The sequence below is a fragment of the Pseudomonas sp. TZ252 genome (assembly GCF_056110345.1).
The window spans coordinates 4,959,342-4,971,312 of the sequence record NZ_CM148566.1; the positions used below are offsets into that span (position 1 = coordinate 4,959,342).

Sequence of the window (11,971 nt, forward strand, 5' to 3'; positions counted from 1 at the left end):
GCGGGCGTGGCTAATAGAAACTCACGGTTCCGTCGGGCCTGCGGCCGGGCCGCGGCACGACGACGAAACATCGCCGGACGGCTGGCCGTCCGGCTGCAAAGCATCAGGCGCCGACCGTTGCCGGGCGCGGCGCGGCCGAAGGCTGGCGGGAGATGCCCGCCTCGAATTCGGCACGGAAATACTTGAGGGCGCTGCCCAGCGGCTCGACGGCTCCCGGCGCGTGGGCGCAGAAGGTCTTGCCTGGGCCGAGGAAGTTGACCAGCTGCTCGAGGGTCTCGAGGTCGCCGGGCTGGCCTTCGCCCCGCTCCAGGGCGCGCAGCAGCTTCACGCTCCACGGCAGGCCATCGCGGCAGGGGGTGCACCAGCCGCAGGACTCGCGGGCGAAGAACTCTTCCATGTTGCGCAGCAGGGAAACCATGTTGATGCTGTCGTCCACCGCCATGGCCAGGCCGGTGCCCATCCGGGTGCCGACCTTGGCGATGCCGCCGGCGAACATCTGCGCATCCAGGTGCTCCGGGAGCAGGAAGCCGGTACCGGCGCCGCCGGGCTGCCAGGCCTTGAGCTGGAAGCCGTCGCGCATGCCGCCGGCGTAGTCCTCGAACAGCTCGCGGGCGCTGACGCCGAACGGCAGTTCCCACAGGCCGGGGTTCTTCACCTTGCCGGAGAAGCCCATCAGCTTGGTGCCCATGTCTTCGCTGCCGGGGCGGGCCAGGGTCTTGTACCAGTCCACGCCGTTGCCGACGATGGCCGGCACGTTGCACAGCGTCTCCACGTTGTTCACGCAGGTCGGCTTGCCCCAGACGCCGACGGCGGCAGGGAAGGGCGGTTTGGAACGCGGGTTGGCGCGGCGGCCTTCCAGCGAGTTGATCAGCGCGGTCTCTTCGCCGCAGATGTAGCGGCCGGCACCGGTGTGGACGAACAGCTCGAAATCGAAGCCGCTGCCGAGGATGTTCTTGCCGAGCAGGCCGGCGGCCTTGGCTTCGTCGATGGCGCGGTTGAGGTTGCGCGCCGCGTCGACGTATTCGCCGCGCAGGAAGATGTAGCCGCGGTAGGCCTTCAGCGCGCGCGCGGAAATCAGCATGCCTTCCACCAGCAGGTGCGGCAGCTGCTCCATGAGCATGCGGTCCTTCCAGGTGTTCGGCTCCATCTCGTCCGCGTTGCACAGCAGGTAGCGGATGTTCAGCGACTCGTCCTTCGGCATCAGGCCCCACTTCACGCCGGTGGGGAAGCCCGCGCCGCCGCGGCCCTTGAGGCCGGAGTCCTTGACGGTCTGGACGATGTCGTCCTGGGCCATCTGGGTCAGCGCCTTGCGCGCCGCGGCATAGCCGTCCTTGCTCTGGTATTCCTCGAGCCAGACGGGCTGGGCGTCTTCGCGCAGGCGCCAGGTCAGCGGATGGGTTTCCGCCGAACGCGCCATGCGGTTGGCCGGACCAATGGAGGTAAGGGTCATACGTAGGCCTCCAGCAGTTTGGCGACACCGTCGGGACGCACGTCGCCATGGGTGTCGTCGTCGATCATCAGCGCCGGGGCCTTGTCGCAGTTGCCCAGGCAGCAGACCGGGAGCAGGGTGAAGCGTCCGTCGGCGGTAGTCTGGCCGAGACCGATGCCGAGTTGCTTCTGGATCTCGCCGACCACCGACTCGTGGCCGCCGATGTAGCAGACCATGCTGTCGCAGACGCGGATGATGTGGCGGCCCACCGGCTGGCGGAATATCTGACTATAGAAGGTGGCGACGCCTTCGACGTCGCTGGCCGGGATCCCCAGCACCTCGCCGATCGCCGGGATGGCGCCGTCCGGCACCCAGCCGCGCTGTTTCTGGACGATCTTCAGGGCTTCGATGGACGCCGCGCGCGGGTCCTCGTAGTGATGCATTTCATGCTCGATGGACGAGCGCTCGGTTTCGCTGAGGACGAAACGGTCGGTCTGAATCAGGTTGCTCTGGCTCATGTCAGCGGTCCACGTCAGCCATAACGAAATCGATGCTACCCAGGTAGGCGATCAGGTCCGCGATCATGCTGCCGTTGATCACCGAGGGGATCTGTTGCAGGTGCGCGAAGCTGGGCGTCCGGATACGCGTGCGGTAGCTCATGGTGCTGCCGTCGCTGGTCAGGTAGTAGCTGTTGATACCCTTGGTCGCCTCGATCATCTGGAAGGCTTCGTTGGCCGGCATGACCGGGCCCCAGGAAACCTGCAGGAAGTGGGTGATCAGGGTTTCGATGTGTTGCAGCGTGCGTTCTTTCGGCGGCGGTGTGGTCAGCGGATGGTCGGCCTTGTAAGGGCCTTCCGGCATGTTCTTCAGGCACTGTTCGATGATCCGCAGGCTCTGGCGCATCTCGCCCATCTTGACCATGCAGCGGTCGTAGGCGTCGCCGTTGTGGGCCAGCGGTACCTCGAACTCGAAGTTCTCGTAGCCGGAGTAGGGGCGGGCCTTGCGCAGGTCGAAGTCGCAACCGGTGGCGCGCAGGCCGGCGCCGGTGGTGCCCCACTCGAGGGCTTCCTTGGTGTTGTACTGGGCGACGCCGATGGTCCGGCCGCGCAGGATGCTGTTCTTCAGGGCCGCGGTCTCGTACTCGTCGAGGCGCTTGGGCATCCAGTCGAGGAACTCGCGGACCAGCTTGTCCCAGCCGCGCGGCAGGTCGTGGGCGACGCCACCGATGCGGTACCAGGCCGGGTGCAGGCGGAAGCCGGTGATGGCCTCGACCACCTTGTAGGCGCGCTGGCGGTCGGTGAAGGTGAAGAACACCGGGGTCATGGCGCCGACGTCCTGGATATAGGTGCCCAGGTACAGCAGGTGGTTCAGGATACGGAAGAACTCCGCCATCATGATCCGGATCACGTCGACCCGCTGCGGCACCTTGATCCCGGCGAGCTTCTCCACCGAGAGTACGTAGGGCAGGTTGTTCATCACCCCGCCGAGGTAGTCGATGCGGTCGGTGTAGGGAATGAAACTGTGCCAGGACTGGCGCTCGGCCATCTTCTCGGCGCCGCGGTGGTGGTAGCCGATCTCCGGGACGCAGTCGATGATCTCCTCGCCGTCCAGCTGCAGGATGATGCGGAACGCGCCGTGGGCGGACGGGTGGTTCGGGCCGAGGTTGAGGAACATGTAGTCCTCGTTCTCGCCGTGGCGCTTCATGCCCCAGTCTTCCGGCTTGAAGCGCAGGGCTTCCTGCTCCAGGTCCTGCTTGGCGGCGGACAGGGAGTAGGGATCGAACTCGGTGGCGCGCGCCGGGTAGTCCTTGCGCAGCGGATGGCCCTGCCAGGTCGGCGGCATCAGCATGCGGGTCAGGTGCGGGTGGCCGGTGAAGGTGATGCCGTACATGTCCCACACTTCGCGCTCGTACCAGTTGGCGTTGGGCCAGATACGGGTGGCGGTGGGCAGGTTGAGGTCGCGCTCGGACAAGGCGACCTTGATCATCACGTCACTATTACGCTCCAGCGACATCAGGTGGTAGAACACGCTGAAGTCGGCGCTCGGCAGGCCGCGGCGATGGGTGCGCAGCCGCTCGTCGACGCCGTGCAGGTCGTAGAGCATCACGTAGGGCTTGGGTACCTGACGGAGGAAGGTCAGGACTTCGATCAGTCTTTCGCGCGGAACCCAGAGCACCGGCATGCCGGTACGGGTGGGCTGGACGGTGAAGGTCTCGGCGCCAAAGCGGGAATTCAGTTCGACGACGATATCCTGGTCGTCTGCCTTGTAAGGCGGGATGTACAGAGCGGAGTCTGCAGTCATGGTCTCGGTCGCTTTCGGTCAACGGTGGGGTGAACGCGGCTGGTCTCGGCCGGCCAGCGGGGCTGGCCGGGAGTTCCGGATCACACTTCGTCGGGGCTGCGCAGGTTGGTCACCTGGATGCGCTGCTCGCGTTTCAGGTCTTTCTGGGCCGGCATTTCGGCGCGGTAGACCCCCTGGTCGCCAACGACCCAGGACAGCGGGCGGCGCTCCTGGCCGATGGATTCCTGCAACAGCATCAGGCCTTGCAGGAACGCCTCCGGACGGGGCGGGCAGCCGGGGATGTAGACGTCCACGGGGAGGAACTTGTCGACCCCCTGGACCACCGAATAGATGTCGTACATGCCGCCGGAATTGGCGCACGAGCCCATGGAGATGACCCACTTGGGTTCGAGCATCTGCTCGTAGAGGCGCTGGATGACCGGGGCCATCTTGATGAAGCAGGTGCCGGCGATGACCATGAAGTCGGCCTGGCGCGGCGACGCCCGGATCACTTCGGCGCCGAAGCGGGCGATATCGTGCGGCGCGGTGAAGGCGGTGGTCATCTCCACGTAGCAGCACGACAGCCCGAAGTTATAGGGCCAGAGCGAGTTCTTGCGACCCCAGTTGACGGTGGAGTTCAGCACATCCTCGAGCTTGCCCATGAAGATGTTCTTGTGAACCTGGCCCTCGACCAGCGGGTCGGCTACGGTTTCCCGTTCGCCTATCGGGTATTGGTCGTTGGCCGCATCGGGATCGATCCGGGTAAGTTTGTATTGCATCGCCAAAGCCTCATTGTTTTAGCTTCGCCTGCCGCTTGCGACGGCTTTCGGGAGCCCAATCGAGCGCACCGATCCGCCAAAGATAGACAAGACCCGCCAACAGAATTGCTATGAAAATGGTTGCCTCGATCAGGCCGGCCCAGCCGCTTTCGCGAACCGACACCGACCAGGCGAAGAGGAAGAGGGCTTCGACGTCGAAGATCACGAAGAGCATCGCGACCAGATAGAATTTTGCCGAGAGACGCAGGCGTGCGCCTCCGGTGGGGACGATCCCGGATTCGAAGGGTTCGTTCTTGCTGCGACCAAATGCCTTGCTGCCAAGCAGGGACGAAACCCCTAGCATGAAGGCGAGAAGGCCAACGACCCCTAGAAGGAAGGCAGCGAATCCCCAGTGATGAGCTGCAAGTTCAGCTGGGTTTGGCATGCTGATACTCCTTCTGTACCGGATATATAAGATCGTGGGTTCTGGGCGCAATGCCCGACTTCTTGTGCAACCCGCTGCGTAGTGAGCTAAGGGTTGTATGTATCTTTCCGATTTTATGCCCAAAGCGCCGGACAAGTAAATTTTTCTAACACAAACAGACGCTTCTCTGCTTTTTCCAGCGCTTTGGTTAATCCCCGAAACCCTCGTGAATGCTGTCTTTGCGAGAAATGGCGCGGCCTGGCTGGCTTTTGGTCGTATTGCCGCGAAGCGTGGTGGAGGGCTCTTTGCAAGGCTTCAAACGATAATGAATATCGTTTGCAATGTCGCATCCGTATAACTTCGCTACATATATTCTTCGCCGCGTTACTATTGTTTACCCTTTTATTGGTAATTACTCTCGCCCAATCCGTTATTGCATTAAACCGGGAATATTCTCCGGGCCGGGCGCATGGCGGTTTTTCTTCTTTCCGCACCATGGCAACCCGGCTGCGGCGCCGCCTGGGGCTGCGCCCGCGGTTCTTCGTGACGGATGCGAAGGCGCTGGGCAAGGTTTGCGGCGGTTCGCTTCGCAGCGTAGATGTAGTCGCTCCGGAGGTGCGCTACCTGGGGGCTGCGGTAGCGACCCGGGGTTTCTTGCCGACCCAGGCCCAGACCATTTCGCAGGCGATCGGCTGGTTGCCGTTCTCGTCGCTGACCAACACCGCCACGCGGACCTCGCCCTTGTCCTGTTGCCGTATCTGCTCGATCTGTCCGGCCTCCAGCGTCGCGATGGCGGTCAGGTCGCCCTGGGCGCGCTTGAGATAGTCGATCTTCATGGTCTTGATCAGCGGCAGCTTGTCGTCCGGTACGTTCATTCCGACCAGGAAGCCGCTGGCCGACTCGGCGAGCAAGGCCATCGCCGCGGCATGGATACCTTTTATGTGGTTCTGCACCGGTCGACGGTTCTTCAGGCTGAGGATGGCGCGCTCCTGCCCCAGTTCATGGATGCGCACCCTCGCCGTGCCGGCGAAGCGCACTTGGGAGCCCAGCAGCAGCGTCAGGCTGCGGCTGCGCAGGCGGCGGGGGAGGAGGTTGATGGCGCCGACGGCGCGGCTGAGACGATTGCGCTTGGGCATGCTGGCGTCCTTCCATAGAGAGGGGAGCCTGCATTCCACCCGCTTTGCCCGGGCTTGCCCACGGCTGTAGCGGCGACCTGCGCCGGCATTCCGGCCAACGCAGGTCGTCGTGGCGCGTCAGAGCAGGCGTCGGCCGTCTTCGCGGGTGATCACCACGGTGGCCGAGCGTGGCCGGCGGCCCGGCCCGCCCGGCCAGGTGCTGAGGAGGTTATCGGCGGTCGAGCCTTCCCCCGGGTGCTGGATGTTGATGAACAGCGTACGGAAGTCCGGCGTCGCGGCAATGCCGGTCACCTCGCAACCCAGCGGACCGGTGAGGAAGCGCTTCAGTTCGCCGGTGCGCGGGTCGGCCACCAGCATCTGGTTGTTGCCGAACGGGCCGCTGCTCAACTGGCTGCCGCTCATGTCGGTCTGGATCCACAGGCGGCCTTCCGGGTCGAACCAGAGGCCGTCGGGGCTGGCCAGGATATTGTCCTGGTTCAGCGGCTTGCCGTCCGGGCCGCGGCTGTCTTCGCCGGGACCGGCGAGCATGAACAGGTCCCAGGTGAAGCGTTGCCCGGCATAGTCGCGGCTGCGTTCGCGCCAGCGGATGATATGGCCGTAGGCGTTCTTCACCCGTGGGTTGGCCGCGTCGGCGACGGTGCGCGACGTGTTGTTGGTGAGGGTGAAGTAGACGTCGCCGTTGTCCGGGTTGACCGCGCCCCACTCCGGGCGATCCATCTTGGTCGCGCCGAGGACATCGGCGGCCAGGCGGGTGTTGATCAGCACTTCGCCCTGGTCGGCGAAGCTCACCCCGGCCTTGCGACAGGCCGCGCGGAAGTTGCCGTCGGCGATGTCCAGCGGCAGCCACTGGCCGCTGCCATCGGCGTTGAAGCGGGCGACGTAGAGGGTGCCTTCGTCGAGCAGGCGAGCGTTGCTGCGACCCGGACGGAACTTGTCGCGGCTGACGTACTTGTAGATGTACTCGTTCTGCGAGTCGTCGCCGGAGTAGCAGACTACCTGGCGGCCCGGCTTGACCGGGGCGAAGACCAGGCCTTCGTGGGCGAAGCGGCCGAGAGCGGTGCGCTTGACCGGCACCGATTGCGGGTCGAACGGGTCGATCTCGACGATCCAGCCGAAGTTGTTCGGTTCGTTGCGGTAGTCGTCCTGGGCCTGTTTGCCCTTGCGGGTGGCGTCGAAGCGTTCGAACTCGTCGCCCGCCAGGGTTTCCCAGCCGAAACGGCTGGTGTTGCGAATGCCGTAGCGGGTCAGTTCGCGCGGCAGTTCGCTGTCCTGGGTGGAGAAATAGCCGACCCAGTTCTCCTCGCAGGTGAGGTAGGTGCCCCAGGGGGTGAAACCGTTGGAACAGTTGTTATGGGTGCCGCGGGTGCGGGTGCCGTCCGGACTGTGGCGGGTGCGCAGCAGTTCGTGGCCGCGCGCCGGGCCGGCGATACGCATCGGCGTGGCGGCGGTGATCCGGCGATTTCGTTGCGACGGCACGACATTCCACTCGCCACGCACGTTGCGACGGATCTCCACGACGGAAACGCCATGGGCGTTGATTTCCTTGCGCACTTCATCGGCGACGGTGCGCTTGCCATCGACCACGGTCGGGCCATTGGTGTGCAGCAGCGGCGCGTCGATGTATTCATGGTTGAGCACCAGCAGGCCATGGTTGCTGATGTGTCCGCCGCCGAAGCCGAACTGCGCGTCGATCGGGAAGAAGTGCATGCCGTCGTGGTGCATGCCGATCTGTTCGGCCTGGTCCTGGGCGCTGTTGCTGGCGTCGTCGAGGAAGCCCGGATAACTGCCGCTGATCGGGGTGCCCCAGGGTATGAAGGGCGTCGCCTTGTAGCCGGCGGGCACCCGGATGGTATCGGCACGGCCGCTGGCGATGGCTTCGAAGGGCAAGCGGTTGCGGCGTTTGAAAGGCAAGCCGCGCAGGCCTTCCGCGGCGGGCACCTGCGCTTCGGCGGGAGCGGCGCTGGCGGGGAGCGCGACGCCGAGGAAGGCGAGGGCGCCGAGCGCCGCGCCGCCGGCCAGGACCTGGCGGCGGCCGAGGCCGGCGATCAGGTCGTTCATGTGCGGGTTGTTCGAATGGTTGCTGGGCAACTCGTCGCCATCACCGAACAGGATGGCATCTTTTTTCTCCAGGCTCACGGACGTGCTCCTTGTGGGCTGATCGACGGAGCATTGACGCTAACCGCTGAAAGCGACGGGACGATGACAGGCACTCGAGGCCTTTTGCCATGATCCGGAAATGAAAAACCCCGGCCGGAGCCGGGGTTTTCGCGAGGCGGGCCGGGCAGATCGTGGCTGCCCGGCTGGCCCCTGTTCCTTAGTGGAACTGGTTCATGGTGTTGTCTTTGCCGCTGGCCTTCAGAGCGGCTTCGCCAGCGAAGTACTCTTTATGGTTGTCGCCGATGTCGGAGCCCGCCATGTTCTGGTGCTTGACGCAGGCGATGCCCTGGCGCAGTTCCTGGCGCTGCACGCCCTTCACGTAGGCCAGCATGCCTTCGTCGGCGAAGTAGCCCTTGGCCAGGTTGTCGGTGGACAGCGCGGCGGTGTGGTAGGTCGGCAGGGTGATCAGGTGGTGGAAGATGCCGGCGTGGGCCGAGCCATCGCGCTGGAAGGTGCGGATCTTCTCGTCGGCGACCTTGGCCAGCTCGGTGTCGTCGTACTCGACGCTCATCAGCTTGTTGCGGTCGTAGGCGGAAACGTCCTTGCCTTCGGCGACGAACGCATCGAACACCTGCTGGCGGAAGTTCAGGGTCCAGTTGAAGGACGGGCTGTTGTTGTAGACCAGCTTGGCGTTCGGAATCACTTCGCGGATGCGATCGACCATTGCCTTGATCTGGCCGACGTGCGGCTTCTCGGTTTCGATCCAGAGCAGGTCGGCGCCGTTCTGCAGCGAGGTGATGCAGTCCAGGACGCAGCGATCTTCGCCGGTGCCCTTGCGGAACTGGAACAGGTTGGAAGCCAGGCGCTTCGGACGCAGCAGCTTGCCTTCGCGCTTGATCACGACGTCGCCGTTGCCCAGCTCGGCCTCGGAGATTTCTTCGCAATCCAGGAAGGAGTTGTACAGGTCGCCCAGGTCGCCCGGCTCGTTGGTCACGGCGATCTGCTTGGTCAGGCCGGCGCCCAGGGAGTCGGTACGGGCGACGATCACGCCATCGTCCACGCCCAGCTCGAGGAAGGCGTAGCGTACGGCATTGATCTTGGCGAGGAAGTCGATGTGCGGAACGGTGACCTTGCCGTCCTGGTGGCCGCACTGCTTCTCGTCGGACACCTGGTTCTCGATCTGGATGCAGCAGGCGCCGGCTTCGATCATCTTCTTGGCCAGCAGGTAGGTCGCCTCGGCGTTGCCGAAGCCGGCGTCGATGTCGGCGATGATCGGCACCACGTGGGTTTCGAAGTTGTCGATCTGGGCCAGCAGCTCGGCTTCCTTGGCCTTGTCGCCAGCGGCGCGGGCAGCGTCCAGGCCGGTGAACAGCAGGTCCAGCTCGCGGGCGTCAGCCTGGCGCAGGAAGGTGTACAGCTCTTCGATCAGGCCGGAAACCGCGGTTTTCTCGTGCATGGACTGGTCCGGCAGCGGGCCGAAGTCGGAGCGCAGCGCGGCGACCATCCAACCGGACAGGTAGAGGTAGCGCTTGTTGGTGGTCTTCAGGTGCTTCTTGATCGAGATCAGCTTCTGCTGCCCGATGAAGCCGTGCCAGCAACCCAGCGACTGGGTGTAGACGGAGGAGTCCGCATCGTATTCGGCCATGTCCTTGCGCATGATGGCCGCGGTGTACTTGGCGATATCCAGGCCGGTCTTGAAGCGGTTCTGGATACGCATGCGAGCTGCGTACTCGGGGTTGATCGCGCTCCAGCTGCTGCCGTTCTTCTCTTTCAGCGCGGCAACTGCCTTGATCTCGTTCTGATATGCGGACATGGTCAATCCTTCAAGAAATGTATTGGTTGAGCACCGACTGACCCACTCAAAACCTGCTGGTGAAGGTTGTCTTGCGGGTGGCTCACCGCTGCATGGCGAGAGAATGACCGTGGCGAAGAATGACGCCGAGGAGGGGGTGGAGACGAACAGTTCGCGGACCGTGCTTCTCGACTGTATCAAGTGCCGTTCGGCTCGTGGTTGCCGGTGGGCGACTCGCTGTCGAGTCTTTCGATCTGGCTGATACGTAAACGCTTCCCCGTCCCTCAGGACAACTTCGTTCCAGTCGCAATCTCGTCAAGCCGCCTTGTGGGCAGATCAACACGGTGGAGGCCGAGGGCGTATCGGCGCAGGCACCGGGAGCTCGTCGTTTCAGAGCCCCTGATTAGCGGGAGCGGGGCCATCATGCTCTGGAAAAAATCCGTCGTCAAACGTTTTGTAGTGTTTTTTCAAGACTACTACACGAAGGTCTAAGAGTGACCGGATGGTCTTGTCTGGTCGAGATGTTTCCGTTTGCATCGAAAATGCCCGCAAAAGCCCGCGCCCCGCGGCTTTGCCGGAGCGGGAGGCAATTCGCGCTGGAAAGAGCGCCGTCGGTCAGTCGAGGGTTTCGACTTTCAGGCGCAGGCTGGTGTCGTCGCGTCCCTGGGTCGAGTAGCGACGCACGAAGCCGTGCTGGTCGGCCTGGTTCTGTTCGCTGACGCCGCCCAGGGTGATCCACTCGCCGAGCTTGCCGCTGACCCGGGTGTCGGTGCTCTGGGTATCGATGACGCCGGGATGGCTCTGGCTGAGGCGGTCATTGCTGGAACTGATGGTGACGTGCACCAGGTTGCCGGTCAGCGTCGCGGTGACGTAGAAGCCGCGGTTGACGTTGCGGTATTCGGTCTGGCTGTAGATCTGCCCGTAGGGACCGGTGGCGGTGCTGGTGATGGGGACGCTCTGGCCGACCTGGATCAGCGCCGGGTAGCCCTCGGTGGCCTGGACCTGCTGGCTGCCGCCGGAACGGCTGTCGGTGGAGCGACGGATGATGCGGACTCGATCCTTGCCGTTGACCTCGCCGCGGCCGCTCTGGATCTCGATGTTGCCGGCGCTGGTCGAACCATCCACCGAATAGCCGCGGCTGTCCTGTTGCAGGTTCTCGCTGGTATCCACGGTGATCAGCAGGCGATGCGGGCGCGAGTCGATCTGCTGCAGGACCGATTGCAACTCGCGGATCTTCGCCGGCTCGGCATTGACGATCAACTGGTTGCCATAGGCGGTGACCTTGCCTTCGCTGCCGATGACCGACTGGGCCACCGCCATCACGTCGTCGGCGGTGCGGTAGTTGAGCGGGATCACTTCGGTGCGCGGGGCGGCCGAGGCGCCGAGAACGACTGTCGCCAACAGCGAGGAGAGCAGGGTGGTGCGCAACAGGGTCACAGGAGGAAGCTCCGCAGGTCCGGGTCGGAAAGACTGGTGTCCCAGGCCTGCTCGAAGCGGGCCTGGAGTTGACGCACCCGCCCGGCGGCACGGTAGCAGGCATAGCCCGCCGGTTGCGCCGGTTTCGGGCGCAGCAGCAGGCCCTGGTCGTCGGCCAGGAGGAAGGCGTCGTCCTCTTTAGGGTAGTCCGGGTTGAGCCGGCGGATCAGGCAGTTGCTCGACAGGCGGCGCGAAAGGTTGATCAGGCGGTGGCCGTTGCGCACGGCCTGGGCGCTGTCGCCAACGAGGATACGCAGGCGATTGCGTGGATTGGCCAGGAGAAAACGGGTGCAGGCTTCCTGGATGCTGCTGTGGTGATAGAGCCAGCTTTCCAGGTCGGGACTGTGCAGGCAGAGTGAGCGGCGGGCCTGCTGCAGGAGGGCCAGGGCATGGGCGCGGGCTTCCTGCGGATGCTCGAAGCGCTCCAGCGGCTCATGTTCGCCGAGGCGGAATGGCGCTGGTTCCCAGCGTTCCGCAGGCAGCGCGGCGCTGGCCGGGTTGCGTACCGCAAAGCACCCCGGAGAGCTGAATTCGATGGCCGGCAGGTCGGCCGGCGAGGTCTCCGGGGCGTCGCTCATC

Annotated in this window: 10 protein-coding genes; all 10 read right to left on the minus strand. The window is 64.4% G+C overall.

The genetic code is table 11. The features are described from left to right. Nucleotides 1-103 precede the first annotated feature (103 nt). On the minus strand, nucleotides 104-1,450 hold the full coding sequence (gene nuoF / locus ACYAF3_RS23180; protein ID WP_003097674.1) for an NADH-quinone oxidoreductase subunit NuoF: 1,347 nt from the start codon (nucleotides 1,448-1,450) through the stop codon (nucleotides 104-106). Then, nucleotides 1,447-1,947: an NADH-quinone oxidoreductase subunit NuoE gene (nuoE, locus tag ACYAF3_RS23185; RefSeq protein WP_003090460.1), complete on the minus strand. Its 501-nt coding sequence runs from the start codon at nucleotides 1,945-1,947 to the stop codon at nucleotides 1,447-1,449. Before nuoE ends, nuoF begins: the two co-directional genes overlap by 4 nt. Nucleotide 1,948: 1 nt before the next feature. Next, on the minus strand, nucleotides 1,949-3,730 hold the full coding sequence (nuoC, locus tag ACYAF3_RS23190) for an NADH-quinone oxidoreductase subunit C/D (RefSeq protein ID WP_003090458.1): 1,782 nt from the start codon (nucleotides 3,728-3,730) through the stop codon (nucleotides 1,949-1,951). A gap of 80 nt (nucleotides 3,731-3,810) precedes the next feature. Beyond that, nucleotides 3,811-4,488: a NuoB/complex I 20 kDa subunit family protein gene (locus tag ACYAF3_RS23195; RefSeq protein ID WP_003090455.1), complete on the minus strand. Its 678-nt coding sequence runs from the start codon at nucleotides 4,486-4,488 to the stop codon at nucleotides 3,811-3,813. A gap of 10 nt (nucleotides 4,489-4,498) precedes the next feature. Continuing rightward, nucleotides 4,499-4,912, minus strand: coding sequence for an NADH-quinone oxidoreductase subunit A (locus ACYAF3_RS23200; protein WP_003090452.1), 414 nt, complete (start codon nucleotides 4,910-4,912; stop codon nucleotides 4,499-4,501). A 599-nt stretch (nucleotides 4,913-5,511) separates the two neighbouring features. Then, a complete protein-coding gene (locus ACYAF3_RS23205) occupies nucleotides 5,512-6,066 on the minus strand; it encodes a DUF4442 domain-containing protein (RefSeq protein WP_003143818.1) in 555 nt (184 codons plus the stop codon). 78 nt (nucleotides 6,067-6,144) lie between these two features. Beyond that, a complete protein-coding gene (locus ACYAF3_RS23210) occupies nucleotides 6,145-8,163 on the minus strand; it encodes a PhoX family protein (protein WP_031755628.1) in 2,019 nt (672 codons plus the stop codon). Between the two features lie 178 nt (nucleotides 8,164-8,341). Further along, a complete protein-coding gene (locus tag ACYAF3_RS23215) occupies nucleotides 8,342-9,937 on the minus strand; it encodes an isocitrate lyase (RefSeq protein ID WP_003090447.1) in 1,596 nt (531 codons plus the stop codon). A gap of 594 nt (nucleotides 9,938-10,531) precedes the next feature. Then, nucleotides 10,532-11,353: a secretin N-terminal domain-containing protein gene (locus tag ACYAF3_RS23220; protein ID WP_003097665.1), complete on the minus strand. Its 822-nt coding sequence runs from the start codon at nucleotides 11,351-11,353 to the stop codon at nucleotides 10,532-10,534. After that, a complete protein-coding gene (locus ACYAF3_RS23225) occupies nucleotides 11,350-11,970 on the minus strand; it encodes a DUF7931 domain-containing protein (RefSeq protein ID WP_003097664.1) in 621 nt (206 codons plus the stop codon). The genes ACYAF3_RS23220 and ACYAF3_RS23225 overlap by 4 nt, the downstream gene beginning before the upstream one ends. Nucleotide 11,971: the final 1 nt, after the last annotated feature.